The sequence below is a fragment of the Streptomyces fractus genome, assembly GCF_049844455.1.
Classification (GTDB): domain Bacteria; phylum Actinomycetota; class Actinomycetes; order Streptomycetales; family Streptomycetaceae; genus Streptomyces; species Streptomyces fractus.
The window spans coordinates 1-21,469 of record NZ_JBMYHI010000003.1 but is presented as its reverse complement, the minus strand read 5'-3'; the positions used below and the strand labels follow the sequence as shown (position 1 = coordinate 21,469).

Genomic DNA, 21,469 nt, shown 5'->3' with positions numbered 1-21,469 from the left:
CACTCATGAAGGTTGACGTGTGCGGTCTCGAGCTCGCCTACGGAGACTTCGTCGCCATCAAGAACCTGGACCTCACGATTGAGGACGGGGAGTCGGTCGTCCTGCTCGGACAGTCGGGCTGCGGCAAGACCAGCACCATGCGCTGCATCGCCGGCCTCGAGACACCGACCCGCGGCACCATCTCCATCGGTGACAAGCGGGTGTTCGACGGCGAGCGCGGCAGCAGCATCCCCGCGTTCCGCCGCAACGTCGGCATGGTCTTCCAGTCCTACGCGGTCTGGCCGCACCGCACCGTGCTGGAGAACGTCGCATTCCCCTTGCAGATGAAGGGGGTCGGCAAGACCGACCGGCGCCGCCAGGCGCTGGAGGTTCTCGACATCGTCGGTCTGGCCCATCTCGCCGACCGCGGAGCGAGCATGCTCAGCGGCGGCCAGATGCAGCGGGTCGCGCTGGCCCGCTCGATGGCCATGTCCCCGAGCGTGCTCCTGCTCGACGAACCGCTGTCGAACCTGGATGCCCGCCTGCGCGACGACCTGCGCGTCGAACTCCGCCGCATCCAGGTGGAACGCGGCCTTACCAGCATGTACGTCACGCACGACCAGCACGAGGCCCTGGCCCTCGCCGACCGGATCGCCATCATGCAGGAAGGTCGCATCACCCAGCTCGGCACCCCGGAAGAGATCTACCGGACCCCCGCCAGCGCCTCACTCGCCGCCTTCCTCGGCGTGACCAACATCTTCGAGGTCAAGCCGGGGGCCACCGCCCGAAGCGTCGAGCTCGTCGTCCATTCGGCCGGCCTGCGCACCACGCGCACGCTGCCGGCCTCCGGCCCGTCCAGCGTCTGCGTGCGCTCGGAGGACGTCCGGGTCGAACTCGCCCCCGGCACCGAGAACGGAGATGCGACGGAGCCCAACACCTTCCCGGGCACCGTCGAGGTCGCCGTCTTCCAGGGATCCTCCATCCGCTGCCAGATCACCACGGACGACGGACTGACCCTGGAGGCCGTCTGCCCGCCGCCCGCCACCGGGCATCTCGCCCACGGTGCCCGCGTGAACGTGAGCATCGCCCCGGAAAGCGTCATGGTGCTGCCCGACTCCGTGCTCGACACCCCAGAGCGGGCGGCGGTGAGCGCGGCATGAGCACTCCGCTGATGGACCCCGAGGCGCCCGCCGCCCGAACGGAGCCAACGCCCCGGCCCGAGCGCCGGATCCGCAGCCGCGGCAAGCTGATCGGCCTCCCGCTCCTGGCCGTCGTCGGCTTCCTCGTCCTGGTACCGGCCGGATTCATCCTGCTCGCCGCCTTCAGCCAGGACGTCCCCCGGCCCGGCAGCATCCGCTTCGACCTGACCCTCGACAACTTCCGCGTGCTGGCCCAGGCGGGAGTGATCGCCGCCGCAGGAAACTCGGTGGTGATCGCGGTCTGCGCGACCGCGCTCGCCCTGCTGATCGGCGGATTCCTCGCCTTCGTGACGGCCCGCACCGACATCCGGTGCAAGCGCTTCGTCTTCCTGATCGGCCTGATGCCGATGTTCCTGCCGTCCTACGTCGGCGCCCTGGCCTGGGCGATCCTGGGCAGCCCCGGCGCCGGCCTGATCAACGTCGGCTTCCGCGACCTCGGCATGAACGGGCCCGTCAACATCTACTCCGTGCCCGGCATCGTCCTCGTCATGGCGATGTACTACGCGCCGTACGCGTTCTTGATGATGCACAGCGCGATGTCGATGATGAACCCCGACCTGGAGGACGCGGCCGGCATCCACGGCGGATCGACCTGGCGCACCGTCCGCTCGGTGACGCTTCCCCTGGCCCTGCCCGCCATCCTCGGCGCCGGACTGCTGATCTTCGTCCTGATCTTCGAGAACTTCCCCGTCTCCCAGGTCCTCGCCATGCCCGGCGGCGTCAACACCCTGCCCACCTTCATCTACACCCTGATGAACGCCACGCCGTCGCGCGGCAACGAGGCCGCGGCCGTCGCGGTCGTCCTGGTGGCCGTGGTCGTGGGCGTCACGCTGGCCCAGCGCCGCATCCTCGCCAAGCGCTCCTACACGACCGTGTCGGGCAAGGGGGTCAAGGCCAGGACCCTGAGCCTGGGCCGGTTCAGGACGCCCGCCCTGCTGGTGGCCCTGCTCTACTTCGTCCTGTCCATCGCGGCCCCGCTGCTGGGGCTGCTCCTGTCGGCCATCCGCACCTCGCCGTACATGAGCTCCTTCGGCAGCCTCACCGAGCCGGGCGCCCTGAACATCACCTCGTTCGCCTCGGCCGTGACCTCCGACGTGTTCGCCAAGACCGCCGCCAACAGCGTGCTCGTCTCGCTGCTCGCCGCCCTCGGCGGCACCGTCCTGGCCTTCCTCGCCGGCTACGTCGTCTACCGGACGAAGGCCCGGGGACGCAGCGCGCTGGAGACCGTATCCATGGTTCCGCTGGCCATCCCGGCCGTCGTGCTCGGCATCGGACTGCTGTGGACCTGGCTGGTCATGCCGGTGTCGGTCTACGGAACGCTGTGGGTGCTCATCATCGGCTTCATCGTCGTCCAGATGCCCCAGGGCTTCCGCGGCATCGCCGCCGCCATCCAGGCCACCGACCGCGACCTGGAGGACAGCGCCGTCATGCTCGGAGCACGGCGCCACCGGGCGATCTCCTTCGTGACGCTGCCGCTGCTGCGGGTCGCGGTCTCCTCGACGTTCCTGCTGCTGCTCATGCTCAGCATGCGGGAGCTGACCGTGCCGCTCTTCCTCTACACCACCGACACCGAAACTCTCTCCATCGCCATCTACGACCAGTTCGAGAACGGCGGGGCACTGCGCGAAGCCTCCGCGACCGCACTTGTCTACTGCCTGATCATGTTCGTCCTGAGCTACCTGCCGCGCCGCCTCGGAGCGGGAAAGGGGGCCCACGGTGCGTGACCCCATCCAAGGACACACCCCACGACGCCTCTCCCGGCGCACGACGCTCGCCGCCCTGACCGCCGGCCTCCTCGTCACCGTGACCGGCTGCGGAGACATCAGCGTGACCAAGACACAGGCCGCAGCCGACCTGCTCGCCCGCCCGAAGATCGACAAGACGGACGGACTGCGGATCGGTGGCGAGCAGATCGCCGACCGGAAGCTGTACGAGGCCGCCAAGGGGGACACCGTCATCCTCTACTCCGGCACCGGCCAGGAGGCCGAGGACCTGACCATCGCCCGGTTCGAGAAGGACACCGGCATCAAGGTGCAGCTGACCCGGCTGCCCACCAACAAGCTCGCCGAACGTGCCCTGTCCGAACAGGGAGCCGGAAAACTGAAAGCGGACGCCATCCGCATCACGGACCCCCTGGTGGCACGCCAGTTCGTGAAGGCCGGGGTCTACGTCCCCTACCGCACTCCCTTCCACGACAAGCTGGCCAAGGGAACGGCGCTCACCAGCGACAGCTACTGGAGCGGCTACAACATCGTCAACGCGTTGGGCTACAACTCGGCCGTGGTCACCAAGGACCCGCCCACCGGATGGCAGGATCTCACCGACCCGCGCTACAACGGCAAGCTCGGCGTCGTCGCCATCACCACCGGCGGCAGCCTGGCCGCCCTCACCCGCTTCCAGCTCGAGGTCTTCGGCCCCGACTTCCTCACCGCCCAGGGACGCCAGAAGGCGCGCATCTTCGACTCCACCTCCACCGAGGTCGACGCCCTGGCCCGCGGTGAGATCTCCATCGCCTCCCTCAGCTTCAACAACGCCTTCGCCGCTCAGCTGGCCGGCGCACCGATCAAGCTGCTCGTCCCCAAGGAGGGCGTCTCCGCCGCCCCCTCACCGCTGGGCCTCACCGCCCGGGGCGTCAAGAGCCCGGCCGCCCGGGTCTTCGCGAACTGGTCGATGTCCAAGGAGGGGCAACGGTTCGCCGCGGCCCAGGGATTCGTCCCCGCCCGCACCGACATCGGCACGGTGAAGTCCGGCGAGTACCAGCTGCCCGCCGCCGACTCCCCGCGCCTGCACCTGCTGACCGAGGACGAGATGCGGCACTACGCGGACTCCGACGAGAAGACCTGGCGCCGGGCGTTCCACTTCATCGGCTGACCCGGACCCGCCTGCCACGCAACGGACCGCCGCGCCCGACTCGACCGGGCGCGGACTCCACCTGCGCACATCACCACCGAGCCAAGGACGACACCAGTGACTGACATGACCACCGAACGCAAGGACCTGATCGAATCGGTCCGCTCGTTCGCCGCCCGCCACCTCGCCGACGGCGCACTCGAGCGGGCCCATGACCCCAACTACCCCTGGGACGTCGCCGAACTCCTGTCCCGGCAGGGCCTGCTGGGGCTCACCATTTCCGCCGAGGACGGCGGGCAGGGCGCCGAACTGGCCGACGCCGTCGCCGTGATCCAGGAGATCGCCCAGTTCTGCCCCAAGAGCGCGGACGTCCTGCAGGCCGGCAACTTCGGCGCCATCCGCACCTTCGCCGAATTCGGCACCGAACTGCAGAAGAAGAAGTACCTGCCCGACCTGCTCGCCGGACGCGCCCTGCTGTCCCTGGGCATGAGCGAGCCGGAGGCAGGCTCGGCCGCCACCGAACTGAAGACCACCGCGACCGAGGACGGCGACGACCTGGTCATCAACGGCACCAAGATCTGGGGCACCCACAGCGCCGACGCGACCCTCTTCCTCGTCTACGTCCGCTTCGGCCCCGGCACCCGCAACATCGGCTCCGTCCTGGTCGAACGGGGCACCCCCGGCCTCACCGTCGGCACCCCCTCCGCCTACATGAGCGGCGAAACCTGGGCCCAGCTGTACTTCGAGGACTGCCGGATCCCCAAGGAGAACATCCTGCTCGGCCCCGGCGGCTTCAAGAAGCAGATGAGCGGCTTCAACGTCGAGCGCATCGGCAACGCCTCGCGCGCCCTGGCCCTTGGCCGTCTCGCCTTCAACCTCGCCAAGGAACACGTCAGCACCCGCGAGCAGTTCGGCCGCACACTCAACGAATTCCAGGGCCTGCAGTGGAAGTTCGCCGAGGTGGCCGTCGCCCTGGACGCGGCCGACGCGCTCCTGGACCGCGCCGTGCGCAACGCTGCCGCCGGACTGCCCTCCGCCTACGAGACCTCGGTCGCCAAGTACGCGGCGAACGACGCGGGTTTCCGCGCCGCGAACGAGGCCATGCAGGCCATGGGCGCGATGGGCTTCAGCACCGAGTCCCTCGTGGAGTACTGCATGCGGCGCACCCGCGGCTGGATGATCGCCGGGGGCTCGACCGAGATGCTGAAGAACCGCATCGCCGAGGAGATCTTCGGACGCCGCTTCAGCCAGCGCGCCGCATGAGCGTGGGGGAGAACATGGCCACGACGCAGCCGCCTGCCGCACACCGCTGGGGCCCCGTCTCGCTCACCGTGGAGCAGGATGTGGCGGTGCTCGTCATCGACCACCCGCCGGTCAACGCGAGCACGGCACAGGTACGGGCGGGGCTGCTGGCGGGCGTCGCACAGGCTGCCGGCGACGAACAGATCGCGGCGCTGGTCCTGATCGGTGCAGGACGCCACTTCGTGTCCGGCTCGGACCTGCACGAATTCGAGGGCCCGCTGCCCGAGCCGCAGCTGCCCCAGGTGATCGCCGCGATCGAACAGTGCCCCAAGCCGGTGGTCGCCGCGCTGTCCGGGGCGACCCTGGGCGGCGGGTTCGAGCTCGCGCTGGGCTGCGACGGCCGGATCGCGCGCGCCGGCGGCACGGTCGGCCTCCCGGAAGTGAGCCTCGGGATGATTCCCGGTGCGGGCGGCACCCAGCGCACACTCCGCCTCGTGCCGCCCTCCCGCGCCCTGGAACTCGCCGCCTCCGCCGAGCGGATCCCGGCCGAACGGGCGCGGGACGAGGGCCTCGTGGACGAGGTGGTGCCGGCCTCTCTGCGCGAGGAAGCGGTCCGCTTCGCCCGCGCGCTGGACGGCAAGCGGGTGCTGCGACAGCAGTCCGTCGTCACGGAGACGCCGGGAGCGCTGGAGGAGGCCGCGCGCCGGGTCATCGCCGCCGGCCGGGCCCGTCCGGAAATCGTGGCGGCCGTCGGCGCCGTCCTCACCGGGGTGGCCGTATCCGCTGAGCGCGCACTCGCCCATGAGCGCGCCGAGTTCAACCGGCTGCGCACCGGACGACAAGCCGAGGCACTGCGCCATCTCTTCTTCGCCAGGGCCGCCGCGAACAAGGCGAACCGCCCGGACCGCACGGCCGACATCCGGCACGTCGGCGTGGTCGGCGCCGGAACCATGGGGGCCGGAATCGCCCGCGCCCTCGTCGAGGCCGGCATCGCGGTCACCGTCGTCGACCGGGACCCCGCGACGGCCCGGCGCGCCGTCGACGCGTTGCACGACGCCTGCACGCGGTCGGTGACTGCCGGACGCCTCTCCTCGGCCGACGCGGCGCAGCGCCGCGACCTGCTGTCGGCGGGCTCCGGCCTGGCCGAACTCGCGGAGGCGGACCTGATCATCGAGGCGGTGTTCGAGGACCTGGGCATCAAGGCCCTCGTCCTCAAGGAGCTGGAGAGCCTGACGCCACCGGACACCCCGCTGGCGACCAACACCTCCTACCTGGACATCAACGTGCTGGCCGCAGGGCTCGACGACCCGTCCCGCCTGCTGGGCATGCACTTCTTCAACCCCGCGCACCGATCGGCGGTCCTGGAGATCGTGCGGGGCGCCCGCACCTCGTCCGAGGCGATGGACGCGGCACTCACCACGGCCCGGCTCCTGCGCAAACAGCCGATCATTGCCGGGGTGTGCGACGGCTTCATCGGCAACCGCGTCTACAGCGCGTACCGCAGACAGTGCGAGCTGATGGTCGAGGAGGGTGCTTCCCCCGAGCAGATCGACCGGGCCCAGGAGGAATTCGGCTTCGCCATGGGGCCGTTCGCCGTCGCCGACATGTCCGGTCTCGACATCGCCTGGCGGATGCGGCTGCACCGCGCGGCCGACCGGGATCCGCGTGAACGGTACCCGGACGTCGCGGACCAGCTGTGCGAGCTGGGCCGGCTGGGCCAGAAGACCGGAGACGGCTGGTACCACTACGAGCCCGGCTCCAGGACGCCGATCCCAGACGCCCGGGTGGCAGACCTCATCAGCCGGTCACGGCAGCGCAAGAAGATCACACCACGGGCGTTCACGACGGACGAGATCGTGCGCCGGGCCCTGATGGCGATGGCCAACGAGTCGGCCCTGCTGCTGGAGGAGGGCATCGCCGAGCGGGCGAGCGACATCGACCTCATGCTGACGCTCGCCTACGGCTTCCCCGACCGCGCGGGCGGCATCACCTTCTGGGCCCGGGGACAGGACCCGGCACTGCTCGCCCAGGAGCAGGCCCGTCTGTGCGAGGCGACCGGGTGGGGCTTCCGGGAGGGGAAGCTCGCACTGCTCACCGACGGCTGAAGCCCCGGCGGGAGCAGGGGACAGCGCGAGGGGCGGACCGTGACAGCAGCGGTCCGCCCCTCGCGCTGCTACGGCTGCTGCCCGGGCCGGCTGCCCGGCACGACCCCCTGCTGGGTCACCGTCGCGGCCAGCGCCCCGTCCGCCCGGTACACCAGTCCGCGCGCCAGCCCCATTCCGGCCGTGTTGTAGGGGCTGTCCTGCACGTACAGCAGCCAGTCGCCGGCTGTGACGTCGCTGTGGAACCACATGGCGTGGTCCACGCTCGCCACGCTGCGGTGCCCGCGCCGGTCGAGCTCGCCGCGCGACTGGTGGATGACGGGCAGGAGCGAGCGGTCGGAGGCGAAGGCCAGGATCGCCCGCTGCGTGTTCTGGTCGGCCCGCAGCGCGGGCGCCGCCCGGAACCAGAAACAGCGCACGCGGGGATCGTCGAGGTGGTGCTGGTCGACGTAGCGCACGTCCAGTGGCCGAGAGGAGGTCCACCAGTCCCTGCGGCTGCGCCAGTTGAAGCCGTCGGGGGCGTGGCCGTGCGCTTCGGTGCGTTCGTGAAGGGGCGCCAGTGTCTCGGGCGCGGGGACGTCGGGCATCGGCAGGGCATGGGCGTCGGTGACCCCGTCACGAGCCGTGGCGAAAGAGGCGTCGACGGCCAGGAGGATGCGTCCGGCCTGCTCCGCACGTACCGACCGCGAGCAGAAGGAGCGTCCGTCGTGCAGGGCGGAGACCGTGTAGCGGATCTCGCGGTCTGGCACGCCCGGCCGCAGGAAGAACCCGTGCAGGGAGTTGGCGACGCGGTCGGCCCCGGTGGTGTGGGCGGCCGCGAGCAGTGCCTGGGCCAGCAGATGCCCGCCGAAGACCCGTTGGTCGAACGAGCGCGGCGGGACGCCCGTGAACTCCTCCAGGCCTGTGGGTGTCAACGCGAGCCGCTGCATCAGTGATTCGTCGTTGACCTCCGCTCCGCGCGACGACTCGTCGCCGTGTGTCGGCTCCGGGGAGACCGGTGTCTCCTCCGCCGTACTGTCTCTCAACTTGTCCATAGACAACACTCTATAGAGTGTGGAACGATCGCGCAGAGTTCGCAGGACCATGCCACACAGCGGCGTGGAGACGTCTAGGAGTTGACGGACATGGAGAACCCCGCTTCCCGGCAGGCGCTCGCCCAGGCGCTGCTGAATCCCCGCAGCGTCGCCATCGTGGGCGCTTCGGACAATCCGGCGAAGACCACCGGACGCCCGCAGCGCTTCCTCGCACAGGAAGGCTTCGCCGGGAACGCCTACTTCATCAATCCCACCCGCGACAGCGTCCAGGGGGAGAAGGCGTGGCCGAGCCTCAGCGCGCTGCCCGAAGTCCCCGAGCACGTCTACATCATGACCGGGGCCGAGGCCGCCATCGAGACCGTCGGCGAGTGCGCCAGGCTCGGCGTGCAGGTGGCCACGATCCTCTCGGCCGGATTCGCCGAAGACGGCGAGGAGGGCCGCGAACGCGAGAACCGGCTCAGGGGACAGGCGGCCAAGGGCCCGGTGCGGCTGGTCGGCCCGAGCAGCCTCGGCGTCGTCAACCCCCGCGCCGGCGTGATGCTCACCGGCAACGCCGCCTTTGGTGAGCCCGACACCCCGCAGGGCGGCGTCTTCGTCGCCTCGCAGTCCGGCAGCGTCATCGGGTCACTGGTGAGCCGGGCCCGCGGGCGCGGGATCGGCTTCGCCGGCCTCGTCTCCACCGGCGGCGAGGCCGACCTCTCCCTGGGTGCCATCTGCGAAGCCACCCTGGACGATCCGGGCATCACCTCCTACGCGCTTTTCCTGGAGTCGCTGCGGCACGCGGACGACCTGGCCTCCTTCGCGGCCGCCGCACACCGCGCCGGCAAGCCCGTGGCCGTGTACAAACTGGGCAAGTCCCAGGAGGCGGCCGCCTTGACCGTCTCTCACACGGGCGCGCTGGCGGGCGAGGACAGCGAGGCGGAGGCCTTCTTCGCCGCCTGCGGCTTCAGCCGCGTCGCCAATTTCGAGTCGCTGCTGGAGGCGCCCGCCCTGCTGCAGCGGGTATCGGCGGTAGCCGACCGGCCCCGGCCGCGCGTCGGCGTCGTCACCACCACCGGCGGCGGGGCCGCCATCATGGTCGACCAGCTCGCTCTGCGTGGACTGAGCGTGGCGGCTCCCAGTGCCGCGCTCGTGGCGCGCATGCGCGAGGCCGGAGCGCCCGTCCCTGCGAGCCTCATCGCCGACCTCGGCCTGGCCGGCGCGCGGCACGACATCGTCTCCAACGCGCTCCAACTCCTCCAGGACAGCGGCGAGTTCGACCTCATCGTCTTCGTGATCGGCTCCTCGGCGCGGCTCAACCCCGAACTCGCCGTCCACGCCATCGCCGAGCGCGGCGGCCACCAGGTGCCCGTGGTGGGCTTCGCCCTGCCCGAGGCGGCCGAGGCCGCCCACCTGCTCAACAGCGCGGGCGTCCCGGCGTTCCGCACCCCGGAGTCCTGCGCCGACGTCGTCGCCGCCGCGTTCGCCCGCCGCCCCGCCACCATCGACGGCCACGGCCGGTTCGCGGCCGGACCCCCGCCCGCCGCGCAGGTCCTGGACGAGCGCGAGTCCGCCGAACTGCTCGACGGCCAGGGCGTGCCCGTCACCCCGGCCACCGCACTCGCCCTGGCGGACCTCGACCGCCCGCTGGAGCTCCCGTTCGACTACCCCGTGGTCGTGAAGGCGCTGTCGGACAAGCTGCCCCACAAGAGCGACGCGGGTGGCGTCGTTCTGAACGTGCGCGACGCCGACGGCGTCCGCGCGGCCGCCCGCTCGATCGCCACCAGCGTCGCCGCCTACGACCAGGCGATCGCCATCGACCGAGTCCTCGTCCAGCCCATGGCGGACAGGGGAGTGGGCGAGGCACTGGTCGGCTACCGGCTGAGCCCCGAGGTGGGCCCGGTCATCGTGCTCTCCACCGGCGGCGTCCTGGCCGAGGTCTTCGCCGACTCGGCGGTCAGGCTGGCCCCCGTAACCCAGGAGACCGCCCACGAAATGATCCGCGAGGTGAAGGGGCTGACACCGCTGACCGGATACCGCGGCGCCCCGGCCGGCGACACGGACGCTCTCGCCGAGGCCATCGTCGCCCTCTCCCGCCTGGCGACCGACCACCCGGAAGTCCTCGAGGCCGAGGCGAACCCGGTCTCGGTCGGAATGGTCGGCAAGGGAGTCGTGGCGCTGGACGCCCTCGTGCGCCGTGCCCACGACGGACGGTGAGCCGCTGATCGGACCGCACACGGACCTGGGCGCGGGGAGTGTCTCGAGCTGAGCTCCCACGGCAGGCCATGCCCCCTCCCAGCCGGGAGGGGGCATGCGGCCTGGTCCCGACGATGCGTCAGGCCGAGGTCACCGACCGCACGACGTCGCCCACCCTCCTCACGATGGTGGGCGCGCCCGGGCGCTGGGCGAGGACGAGCGAGGTCAACTGCGGCGGGCCGGACAGGGGCACATACGCGACGCCGTCCAGCCGCAGCGCGCGAACGGGTTCGGGGACCAGGGCCACGCCCATGCCCGCCGCGACGAACACGACCAGCGTGCCCGTCTCGCTGACCTCGACGACGTCGGCCGGCTCGAAGCCGGCCCGGCGGCAGGCGTCGAGGACGAGCGGCTGCATCGTCGAGCGGTGCCCGGCCGGATGTGTCACGAACGACTCGCCCGCCAGTGAAGCCAGGCCAACTTCCGGGGCGTCGGCCAGCGGGTGATGGGCAGGCAGCACCGCCACCAGCGGTTCATCGCGCAGGTGGTGGACTTCCAGCCCGTCACCGCCCAGCGGGGCCGACATCCGCAGCACCGCGAGATCGAGCGCACCCTCACGGACGGCGTCAAGCAAGTCGGGGCCCAACAGCTCCCCACGCAGGTCGAGATGGACCGCGGGCAGTTCGGCCCGCAGACGATGCGCCGCCCGGGGCAGCACGTCGTACGTCGCGGTGCCCACAAAACCCAGGCGGACATTGCCCGCCTGCCCCGCCGCGAGCAGATCAAGGTCGGTGCGGGTGCGTTCCAGCGTGGCCACGACCTGGGCAGCCCGCTCCTGCAACAAGCGCCCGGCCTCCGTCAGGCCGACATGGCGTGTCGAACGCTCCAAGAGCAACACCCCAACCTCCCTCTCAAGTGCCTTGAGTTGCTGAGAAAGGGCCGGCTGGGCGATGTGCAGACGCTCTGCCGCGCGACCGAAGTGACACTCCTCGGCCAGCACGAGAAACGACCGCAGATGGCGGATCTCCATGCCCTGAATTATATCGGCAGCCTTATATATGAACGCCAAAACAGTATTGGACGTGATTAATCTTGCCTACCTACCGTGCCGGTATGACCGCAAGCTTCGTCTACACCACAGCCCGCACCCCGTTCGGCCGCTTCGGCGGGGCACTCGCCCACACCCGCCCCGACGACCTGGCCGCAACGGCGCTCACGGGAGTCCTGGCCAAGGCCCCCGCCCTCGACCCCGCGAGCATCGACGACATCATCTGGGGCTGCGCCAACCAGGCCGGTGAAGACAACCGCAACGTCGGCAGAATGGCGGCCCTCCTCGCCGGACTGCCCACCTCGGTGCCCGCCACCACCGTCAATCGTCTGTGCGGCTCCTCGCTGGACGCCCTCATCCACGCCTCGCGTGCGGTGGAATCCGGCGACGCCGACGTGGTGGTCGCCGGGGGAGTGGAATCGATGACCCGCGCACCGTGGGTACTGCCCAAGCCCTCGAAAGCCTTCCCCGCCGCGAGTGCCACCGCCGTCTCCACGACGCTCGGTTGGCGTCTGATCAACTCCCGGATGCCAGACGAGTGGACCGCCTCCCTCGGAGACTGCAACGAGCAGCTTCAGCAGCGGTTCGGGATCTCCCGGCAGCGACAGGACGAGTTCGCCGCACGCTCCCACCGCCTCGCGGCCGCGGCCTGGGAGGCCGGCTTCTACACCGACCAGGTCGTGCCCGTCGAGGACGTTGACCTCGAGCGCGACGAAAGCATCCGCCCCGCCACCACCGCCGAAAAGCTCGCCGAACTCAAGACCTCCTTCCGCTCCCTCGACAACGGCGGAACCATCACCGCGGGCAACGCCAGCCCGCTCAACGACGGCGCCTCCGCCGTGCTGATCGGCACCGAAGCGGCCGCCGACCGTCTGGGAACCGCACCTTTGGCCCGCATCGCCGGCCGGGCTGCCTTCGCCCTCGACCCGCAAGACTTCGGCTTCGCCCCGGTCGAGGCAGCCCAGCGCGCCTTGGCCAGGGCCGGCATCACCTGGAACGACGTGGCCGCCGTCGAACTCAACGAGGCCTTCGCGGTGCAGTCCCTGGCCTGCGTCGACGCCTGGAACATCGACCCGGAGATCGTCAACGCCAAGGGCGGAGCCATCGCACTCGGCCACCCGCTGGGAGCCTCGGGCGGCCGGCTCATCGGCACCCTCACCGCGCGCCTCGCCGAGTCCGGCCAGCGCTGGGGCGTCGCCGCCATCTGCATCGGTGTGGGCCAGGCTCTCGCCGTGGTCCTGGAGAACACGGAGGCCACCAAGTGAACGCGCGCGTCCTGGACTCCTACGACGAGGCCGTGGCCGACGTCGCGGACGGCTCCACCGTCCTGGTCGGCGGGTTCGGCATGGCCGGCATGCCCGTGCACCTCATCGACGCACTCATCCGGCAGGGAGCCACCGACCTGACCGTCGTGTCGAACAACGCCGGCAACGGCGACACCGGGCTGGCCGCTCTGCTGGCGGCCAAGCGTGTCCGCAAAGTGATCTGCTCATTCCCGCGTCAAACCGACTCCTGGGTCTTCGACGACCTCTACCGCACCGGCCAGATCGCCCTCGAAGTCGTCCCGCAGGGCAACCTGGCCGAACGTATGCGGGCCGCGGGCGCGGGGATCGGGGCGTTCTTCTGCCCGGCCGCAGTTGGCACGCCGCTCGCCGAGGGCAAGGAGACCCGTGAGATCGACGGACGCACCTACGTCCTCGAATACCCGATCAAGGGCGACGTCGCGCTCATCGGCGCGCACCTCTCCGACACCATGGGCAACCTCGTCTACCGCAAGACCGCCCGCAACTTCGGCCCCGTGATGGCCACGGCCGCACGCACGGTGATCGCACAAGTGGACCGCGTCGTCGACGCCGGCGAACTCGACCCCGAGACCGTCGTCACCCCGAGCATCTACGTAGACCGCGTCGTCCCCCAGGAGCACGCATGACCACCAGCACCCCCGGCACTACCCGTGACCGGCACGCGATCGCCACGGCCATCGCCGCGGACATCGAGCCCGGCTCCTACGTGAACTTGGGCATCGGACAGCCGACACTGGTCGCCGACCACCTCCCGCGCAATGCCGGGATCGTACTGCACACCGAGAACGGCATGCTCAACATGGGGCCTGCGGCGTCCGGCGACGAGATCGACCCCGACCTGACCAATGCTGGCAAGATCCCGGTGACCGAACTGCCCGGCGCCGCCTACTTCCACCACGCCGACTCCTTCGCCATGATGCGCGGCGGCCACCTCGACGTGTGCGTGCTCGGTGCGTTCGAGGTGGCCACCAACGGTGACCTGGCCAACTGGCACACAGGTAAGCCGGACGCGATCCCGGCCGTCGGAGGCGCCATGGACCTGGCCATTGGCGCCAAGCAGATCTGGGTGATGATGTCGCTGTTTGCCAAGAACGGCGACTCGAAACTGGTCGGCTCCTGTACGTACCCGCTGACCGGCGCCGGCTGCGTCGACCGGGTCTACACCGATATCGCAACCTTCGACCTGGCGGCGGCTCGAGACGGCGGCCCGGTGTACGTTCGTGACCTTTCCGGTATGACGTTCGAAGAGCTCAGTGAGCGAGTCGAAGTGCCTCTGGTGGAAGGCTGAGTCCGCCCGTCGGGTGATCTCACGGCCAATGGGAGAGACCCATTCCCTGGCCCGTCTCTCGAAGCCGTCCGCACACGGCTTGCCGGGAAAGCCTGCAGAGCCGTCTGGGCTTCGGAGCCAACTCCGGTGCTCGGACGGCTTGTTCAGACCTCGTCCGCTGCCCTCCGAATCGCGGTGGTCTGGAAGCCGAGGATGACCTGGTTGAACCTCGGCCGTGCCGATCGCCAGGAAGCTGAACGCGCTGGCTGCGACGGGCTTGTTGGCCTTGATTCATTCCTGGGTGAACGACGCACCCGAGCACACGGCGAAGCGTGACTTGATGAAGAACTTCTTGTCCGTGCCCAATCCGTCACGGGACTCCTGCGCAGTCATGGTGTGCGCGGGCTCGGGATAGAGACTGTCGTCATCTGCGGCGAGCGTCCGGGCATGCTGTGTGAAGTGAGCGCAGACATTAGCGACCTCGTCTCGGCCCAGGATGCGGCCGCTCGCCGCTTGGAGATGCTGGCCCTCGATGAGGCCCTACGACCTGCTGCGTCTGCTGCAGTTGGTTGCCGCGGAGGGGGTGGGCGATTTGTCCGAGGAGGCGGAGTGGTTCGCCCGGGAGATCGCCGCACGTATTCCGTCGGAGAGCTAACCGGGCGCAAGCCGTTCCTCGGCAGTCGGTAGCTCATCATGCGGGACCGAAGGGGCGCGCCCTGCCGGGGCCTCCGTCCGATGCCGGGATCCGGCCCCTTCGCGTCGACAAGGCTGCGCAACAGGGCCGTCAAGCTCTCCGCCTGGGCGGAACCTTGACACTTGAAGTGGTCGGTGAACGCGCTGGCCAGCGCCACACGGAACCCCACGGCGACGACCACGACGGCCTGCCAGCTCCATGGCGGCCGCCAGAAGCGCGACCGGCCGCAGTCGTCCGGTTGTTCCGGGGAAGCGCGCACCCCAGGAAACCAGAGATGTGTTCAAAGCGTGAAGTAAATGTGTTTATGATGCGCCCGGGGTGCCCAACGGCAGGGGAGCCAGGAGCAGTCCGCATCGCCTGTGTCCACGGGGGACGCAGGTACAGACACACGGGGGCTTCATGTATCTGGCATGCCTGTATGCCGAAAACTTCCGCGTCTTCGGGGCTGCGCCCCAGCGAGAAGACGAAACAGGCCCGCTTCCGCGGGCCGAGTTCGGGCCGGCCGCCAACGTGTTGGTGGGGGAGAACGGCAGCGGCAAGACCGCGATCATCGACGCCATCCGGCTGTGCCTGCAGACCACGGCCGGCGACTACTACCGCGTCACGACCGACGACTTCCACGTCAACGCGGGCGTCCAGGCCGACACCTTCACCCTCACCTGCGCCTTCAAGGACCTCACCCCGCACGAACACGGCGTCTTCCTCGAGCACTTGACCACCGAAAGCGACGGCACCTGCGCTCTGTACATCACCGTACGAGCCCAGATGATCGACCCCGGACGCTCCCACCGCACGTCGCTGACCACCCGCACCGGCCGCGACGGCCGGGGCCCCGCCCTGGACGGCACCGCCCGCGAACTGCTCAAGGCGACCTACCTGCGCCCCCTGCGCGACGCCGAGGCCGAACTGCGCGCCGGACGCGGATCACGCCTGTCGCAGATCCTCGCCGACTATCCCGACATGCAGCCGCAGAAGGACAACGACTTCAACTTCAATGAGACCGGGGACAAGGCCAGCACCCTGGTCGGCATCTTGAAGCGCACCGAGCACCACATCGAAAACAACGACGGCATCCGCACGGCCCGCGAGGACATCAACGCCAACTACCTGCAGAAGTTCTCCATCGGCACGGACAAACTGCACAGCAAGATCAGCGTCGCCGGCGACGCCACCCTGATACGCGCCCTCGAACGCCTGGAACTGCGCCTGTTCGCCGGCGACAAAGCCTGGACCAAACACGGACTCGGCTACAGCAACGCCCTGTTCATGGCCGCCGAACTCCTCCTGCTCAACAACAGCGCCCCCGCGCCGCTGCTGCTGATCGAGGAGCCCGAAGCACACCTGCACCCACAGCTCCAGACCCGCATCATGGACCTCCTGCGCGAACGCGCTGGCGACACCAGCGCCGTCCAACCGGATGCTCCCGTCCAGGTCATCTGCACGACACACAGCCCCAACCTCGCCTCCGCCACCCCGGTCAAGGACCTCACGCTGGTGTCCCGGGGCACGACCTTCAGCCTGGCCCCCGAGCACACCCGCCTAGACCGCGACGACTACGCCTTCCTGACCCGCTTCCTGGACGTCACCAAGGCCAACCTCTTCTTCGCCCGGGGCGTGGCCATCGTCGAAGGCGACGCCGAAGCCATCCTGCTGCCCGCGCTGGCCCGGGCCGTCGGCCGCTCATTCAACGAGAACGGCGTGAGCGTCGTGAACGTCGGCAGCGTCGGCCTGTTCCGCTACAGCCGCATCTTCCAGCGCAAGGGCCGACAGATCCCCGTCCAGGTTGCCTGCATCCGCGACCGCGACCTAGTCCCGGCCAACACGTCCAAGGTCATGCGTGGCCAGCTGAAGTGCTCCGCCGAGATGAACGAACAGGAGATCGCCAAGCACGTCGCGAACCTGTGCAAGAACGACGACGGCAACGTGCGCACCTTCGTCTCCGACCACTGGACCTTCGAGTACGACCTCGCCGCAGTCTCCTGGACCATGGCCGGCCTCATGCACCAGGCCGTGTGCGCCGCCGGGAAGTCCACCTGGCCCACCGCCGAGCAGCTCGAAACGAGCGACAAGCAGGCCGCGATGGAAGTCCAGGACTGGAGGAACGAGGGCCGCTCCCTGTCCGACGTCGCCCTCGACATCTACAAGCCGCTGCGCACGGAGCGGACCAGCAAGGCGATTACGGCCCAGCACGCCGCCCGCGTCCTGCAGAACACCCCCATCGGGGACAAAGACCTCCCGCCCTACCTCATCGCCGCGCTCGACTACCTGAGCACTCCGGAGGCCTGACCAATGACCTCCCCCTTCGCCCCGGACGTCTTCGCCAAGGACAAGGCCGAGCTCCTGGCGGCCCAACAAGGCCTCGAGCTGTCCCAGCGCGAGCAGTGGGACTTCCTGCAGAGCATCGAGACCCTCGACCTCCAGGCAGCCCCCGGATCGGGCAAGACCAGCCTGATCGGCCTCAAGCTCAGCCTCCTGGCCCAGGGCTGGACCTCGCCGACCCGCGGAATCTGCGTCCTGTCCCACACCAACACGGCCAAGGACGAGATCACCCGCCGCCTCGGCGACACCCCGGCCGGACGCCGCCTGCTGACGTTCCCTCACTTCATCGGAACCATCCAGACCTTCACCAACACCTTCCTCGCCCTCCCGGCACTCCGATCCCTCGGCATCGAGATCCAGGCCATCGACAACGACGCCCACGCCGAGGACGCCCTGTGGCTCCTGGACCACCATCCCCGCTATCGGACCCTGAAGAGCTGGACCGAGAGGGCGTACGACAGACGTGACCTCGTCGCCGGGGCCACCTACGTCTGCGACGCCGGCGAGCTCACCGTCAGCGGCCCCTACGGCCCCCTGCCCTTGAAGAGCACCTCACCCAGCGCCCAGCAGCTGACACACCTCAAGCATCAGCTCACGCACCGGGGCCGCTTCCGCTACAGCGACATGTTCGCCATCGCGGAGCGCCACCTCGTCCGCCACCCCGAGATCGCCCGCGCCACCGCGCACCGGTTCCCCTTCGTCCTGCTCGACGAGATGCAGGACACCAGCGATCTCCAGCAGCACTTGCTGGACCTGGTCTTCGGCCACGGCGGATCCGTGGTGCAGCGCGTCGGAGACCTGAACCAGGGGATCTTCACCGACGGAACTTCCACCTCGTCGCGACCGTCAGCCTTCCCACTGCCCACCGCCCTGCAGCTGCCGCTCAGCAGGCGCTTCGGCACCCAGATTGCCGAGCTCGCCAGCCAGCTCACGCTGCGGCGCCGTCAGACCATCCAGGGAGCCGGCCCCGAAGGAACCATCGCCGTACTCCTCTACGACGACCACTCCGTCACCCACGTCGTCCCCGCCTTCGAGAGCCTGGCCCGCCAAAAAGTCCCCAGCCAGATCCTCGCAGCCCAGCCAGCCCGCGTGCTGGCCTCGCGGATAGTCCCCGGACAAGCCAAGAAGTTCCCCCGGGCCATCTCCTGCTACCTGCCAGGCCACACCACACCCACCAGAGACAAGAACGCCCGAGAGCTGATCAACGCACTCCGCCTGGCGCGCGCCGGGCTTCAGGACGACCGCACCACCGCAACGGGGCAGGCCTGGGATGCCGTACGCCGGGCCTGCAACCGCAGCGTGGACCAGCCGCTCCCGGCTCTGTCACGCCTGGAACGCAGCACCGCAACCCCCGGAGGCCAGGCCCGCCTCCTCCTGCACGACCTGCTCACCGCCGACATCGACAGCGCCGAGCAGTGGAACCACCTGATGGACCGGCTCAAGAACGTGCTGCCGCAACTCACCAACACCCCGTTGCGGGCCACGAGCAGACTCCACGAACACCTCAGCCACGTACCCGCACCACCCGTGCTCATCCAGCCCGACAGCGGGACAGGAGACGGCATCGTGGCCTCGTCCATCCAGCGGGCCAAGGGCGAAACACACGCCGCCACCTTGATCCTCGAATGCCTGAACAGCAAGGGCCAGCAATACGACGTCCACGAAACCCTCGCCCTCCTCCTACAGAACAAAGACCCCAAGAACGCCTCCCCGCCCGTCCTCAAAGCAGCACAGCTGCTCTTCGTCGGCATCACCCGACCCACGCACTTCCTCGCCATGGCACTGCACCGCACACGCGCACAGCCCTACCTCAGCGCATTCGAGGCACGCGGCTGGGAAATCCACACCGTGGACGCCAGCATCTGAGCCCCGCACACCAGAGCCACGCCCGCCTCCCTGCGCCCACGATGAGCCACCTGGGCGGGGGAAAACACATAAGACCCGGCCCGAACCCGCCTCGATCAAAGTCGGGTTCGGGCCGACTGCAGACCCACACGGAAGCTACGCCCGAGTGCGACGGGAGCGTCTGTCCCACCGGCTCCTACGGGAACCGAGTCTGCGGATGCCCTCTCTGTGCCGAGAACCCCGGTCCCGGCACCACAGAATCGCCAGCCACAGGTCTCGCTTGTGCTCAGAGTCCGCCGGAACAAGGACCTGCGCCAACAGGACCAGACCCGCCAACAAGATCGCCACGAGCCCAACGACGGCGATCACCCACCATGGGGCGCCCGCCACCACCAGCCCGCCCACGATGGCACTTCCACCGATACCCGTGCGACGCAAGGCCGGGCTGGTCGGGGTCTGCTGCGCCACCGCGCTACCGCGCGAAGGCACGGGCAGCGGCTCCGGCGATACAGGCGCAGCCTCGGGGGACCGGGAAGCGGACGAATGATGCTCAGGTCTCACACTGAAGCTCCGGACAGGAGATGAAATGACGGGCGCGGCCATCTGCCTGGTGGCGTCCACGCGGGATGACACGCCTCGCCATCGGCGTCCTCTCGGCACCCCGCCTGCGGTGCCCGGAGCTGCATCCACCGTAGCCGTACTCCGCACGCTGGTTCCCCCCGCTGAGCTCGTATCGATCATCACCGGTTCCTCCGTTGTCGGTAGTTGGACAGGCAGCACCGTGAACGGCACGCGCTGCTTGTGTCGCATCCTGCTGAACCGCGGGTGCGGGCCCTTGCACCAGCGCCCTGTGGCGCCTCGCTGGCCCCGAAGTCCTCCAGCGCGTCGAACGCCTGAGACACCGACGCAAACCGCAGCGAGCGGCGAGCCGTGCGCGACAACGGACGAACCGGCGTACCGCCCGCACAGGGCTCGCCTCGATTCCCGCGCGGACAACCGCCACCGAGCATGTCCACTCCAGCCGAGCCGCACGATGACAAGACTCGACAGCCCAACCCCCGCGACCCTGCTTGAGGCCGAACTGCGGGTCATCACATGGCTCTTGAGCGCAAGGGCTGCCTGCTGCGCACAGAGCCGCCCGGCACGGCGCCGTGCCACGACATGCGGCCTTACAAGTGTGTTGTGTCGTAATCCGGCACGGATGTTATGGCGAACCCAACAGGAACCAGCCGCGGAACCCGAAGCCCCCCAACCCGCTGCTCGGCCTCACTCGCGTCGCCGTCAAACCCGCAGACGGGGCACCCCCATGTCCGGAGCACCCGCCGAGGGCGACTCGGGTTCGCCATCGCCTGCGCCTCCCCAGAAGTGCAGCCGGCCCTCAGCAGTCTCGATCGCTATCAGCGTGCTGAACGGATCGACCTCCGTGAAGAAGGACGCCGCGTAGACACGGTCCACGGAAGGATGAGCGAGGTGATTCCATCGCGCGCCGTTGCCGCCGTCGAAGACCAGCGAGCGCGTGACGCCGGCAAGGCCCTGACTACCCACCACCTATCCGATAGATCACAAGCATCCATTATTTTCTACGCCATGAGCGACACCTACTTCGACCCCAAAACCCCTGAAGAGGCCGCCATGGCGGCCTGCTGCGCGAACTCGATCGCCAACACACAGCAGGCACTCCAAGACGCCCTGAACGAGCCGCTGAGACCCGGCAACAACTCGGCCGCCTACAGAGAGCAAAAAATATGCAGGCTCCGCAACAAAGCGCTGCTCGCCGAGGTGAACGCCCGCCTGGCTGTCGAGTCGTGCCGCTGGGTGCAGGACCAAGGGGCGGGCCACACAGGCTGGTACGGCCACCACAACGCCTGGACGCCCACCGTGCCCCCGCAGAACATCGACTGGCGGGCCTGCGAGCACCTGGCCGCAGATCACCTGAGAGCCCTCGGCTTCAAGGACGCCGCCGTAACCCAGGCCGCAGGCGATGAGGGCATCGATGCCCGCGCCCAGGTGGCCGTTGCTCAGGTCAAGCACCAGAAGACGCCAGTGGGGCGGCCGGCACTACAAAACCTCGTTGGCGCGGCGGGGCCAACGCCGCGCGGCGGGCCGCGCCCTCTGCGCTTTTTCTACAGCACCAGCGGATACGCACAGACCGCGGTGAACTACGCGGGGAAGAACGACGTCTACCTGTACGTGATCAACCCTGCGGACGGGCGGGTGAGTCGGGTTCCCGAGGTCCCCTTGTTGTGACCGGCGCGGCGTTCATTGACTCCTGCACCACGTGGCTCTCACCCCTATCTCGCTCGACGCGACGGTTCGGATGGATGAGGTGAACAGCGCCGTTGGGGACGTGGGTGCGCGCTTGCGGAGCGATCACCGTAACCGCCGCGTAGCGGCGGCGCGTGTCTGCGGAG

At 69.4% G+C, this 21,469-nt stretch carries 15 protein-coding genes; 13 read left to right on the top strand and 2 right to left on the bottom strand.

Going from position 1 to position 21,469, the window contains the following annotated elements; translation table 11 throughout:
- Positions 1 to 5 precede the first annotated feature (5 nt).
- The 5 genes from ACP4E5_RS45630 (at position 6) to ACP4E5_RS45610 (ending at position 7,375) form a co-directional block, all read left to right on the top strand.
- Positions 6 to 1,139 (top strand): ABC transporter ATP-binding protein, encoded by a 1,134-nt coding sequence (locus ACP4E5_RS45630; protein ID WP_425842293.1) that lies wholly within the window; start codon positions 6 to 8, stop codon positions 1,137 to 1,139.
- Complete coding sequence (locus tag ACP4E5_RS45625) at positions 1,136 to 2,902, top strand: ABC transporter permease (protein ID WP_425842290.1); 1,767 nt, start codon at positions 1,136 to 1,138, stop codon at positions 2,900 to 2,902. Before ACP4E5_RS45630 ends, ACP4E5_RS45625 begins: the two co-directional genes overlap by 4 nt.
- The gene (locus ACP4E5_RS45620; RefSeq protein ID WP_425842288.1) at positions 2,895 to 4,049 is read left to right on the top strand and encodes an ABC transporter substrate-binding protein; all 1,155 of its coding nucleotides are present in this window, start codon (positions 2,895 to 2,897) and stop codon (positions 4,047 to 4,049) included. Before ACP4E5_RS45625 ends, ACP4E5_RS45620 begins: the two co-directional genes overlap by 8 nt.
- Positions 4,050 to 4,154: 105 nt before the next feature.
- A complete protein-coding gene (locus ACP4E5_RS45615; protein ID WP_425842372.1) occupies positions 4,155 to 5,291 on the top strand; it encodes an acyl-CoA dehydrogenase family protein in 1,137 nt (378 codons plus the stop codon).
- 14 nt (positions 5,292 to 5,305) lie between these two features.
- Positions 5,306 to 7,375, top strand: a complete 2,070-nt coding sequence (locus ACP4E5_RS45610; protein ID WP_425842285.1) for a 3-hydroxyacyl-CoA dehydrogenase NAD-binding domain-containing protein — start codon at positions 5,306 to 5,308, stop codon at positions 7,373 to 7,375.
- 68 nt (positions 7,376 to 7,443) lie between these two features.
- On the opposite strand, the gene ACP4E5_RS45605 is transcribed toward ACP4E5_RS45610, so the two are convergent.
- Positions 7,444 to 8,406, bottom strand: coding sequence for an acyl-CoA thioesterase (locus ACP4E5_RS45605; protein ID WP_425842282.1), 963 nt, complete (start codon positions 8,404 to 8,406; stop codon positions 7,444 to 7,446).
- A 90-nt stretch (positions 8,407 to 8,496) separates the two neighbouring features.
- Between ACP4E5_RS45605 and ACP4E5_RS45600 the strand changes: the two genes are divergently transcribed.
- A complete protein-coding gene (locus tag ACP4E5_RS45600) occupies positions 8,497 to 10,602 on the top strand; it encodes an acetate--CoA ligase family protein (RefSeq protein WP_425842279.1) in 2,106 nt (701 codons plus the stop codon).
- A gap of 118 nt (positions 10,603 to 10,720) precedes the next feature.
- On the opposite strand, the gene ACP4E5_RS45595 is transcribed toward ACP4E5_RS45600, so the two are convergent.
- The gene (locus ACP4E5_RS45595; RefSeq protein ID WP_425842277.1) at positions 10,721 to 11,611 is read right to left on the bottom strand and encodes a LysR family transcriptional regulator; all 891 of its coding nucleotides are present in this window, start codon (positions 11,609 to 11,611) and stop codon (positions 10,721 to 10,723) included.
- Positions 11,612 to 11,694: 83 nt separating this feature from the next.
- On the opposite strand from ACP4E5_RS45595, the gene ACP4E5_RS45590 reads away from it, so the two are divergent.
- The 7 genes from ACP4E5_RS45590 to ACP4E5_RS45560 all read left to right on the top strand — a co-directional run bounded on the left by ACP4E5_RS45590 (position 11,695) and on the right by ACP4E5_RS45560 (position 21,305).
- Positions 11,695 to 12,894 (top strand): thiolase family protein, encoded by a 1,200-nt coding sequence (locus ACP4E5_RS45590; RefSeq protein WP_425842274.1) that lies wholly within the window; start codon positions 11,695 to 11,697, stop codon positions 12,892 to 12,894.
- Entirely contained in the window at positions 12,891 to 13,559 is a 669-nt protein-coding gene (locus tag ACP4E5_RS45585) for a 3-oxoacid CoA-transferase subunit A (protein ID WP_425842271.1), read from the top strand. Before ACP4E5_RS45590 ends, ACP4E5_RS45585 begins: the two co-directional genes overlap by 4 nt.
- On the top strand, positions 13,556 to 14,221 hold the full coding sequence (locus ACP4E5_RS45580; protein ID WP_425842268.1) for a 3-oxoacid CoA-transferase subunit B: 666 nt from the start codon (positions 13,556 to 13,558) through the stop codon (positions 14,219 to 14,221). The genes ACP4E5_RS45585 and ACP4E5_RS45580 overlap by 4 nt, the downstream gene beginning before the upstream one ends.
- A 475-nt stretch (positions 14,222 to 14,696) precedes the next feature.
- Entirely contained in the window at positions 14,697 to 14,855 is a 159-nt protein-coding gene (locus ACP4E5_RS45575) for a DUF6417 family protein (RefSeq protein WP_425842264.1), read from the top strand.
- A 438-nt stretch (positions 14,856 to 15,293) separates the two neighbouring features.
- Complete coding sequence (locus ACP4E5_RS45570; protein ID WP_361471342.1) at positions 15,294 to 17,180, top strand: ATP-dependent nuclease; 1,887 nt, start codon at positions 15,294 to 15,296, stop codon at positions 17,178 to 17,180.
- A 3-nt stretch (positions 17,181 to 17,183) separates the two neighbouring features.
- Positions 17,184 to 19,079, top strand: a complete 1,896-nt coding sequence (locus ACP4E5_RS45565; RefSeq protein WP_361471340.1) for a UvrD-helicase domain-containing protein — start codon at positions 17,184 to 17,186, stop codon at positions 19,077 to 19,079.
- Positions 19,080 to 20,519: 1,440 nt separating this feature from the next.
- Positions 20,520 to 21,305 (top strand): restriction endonuclease, encoded by a 786-nt coding sequence (locus ACP4E5_RS45560; RefSeq protein ID WP_425842259.1) that lies wholly within the window; start codon positions 20,520 to 20,522, stop codon positions 21,303 to 21,305.
- The last annotated feature ends 164 nt before the right edge of the window (positions 21,306 to 21,469 follow it).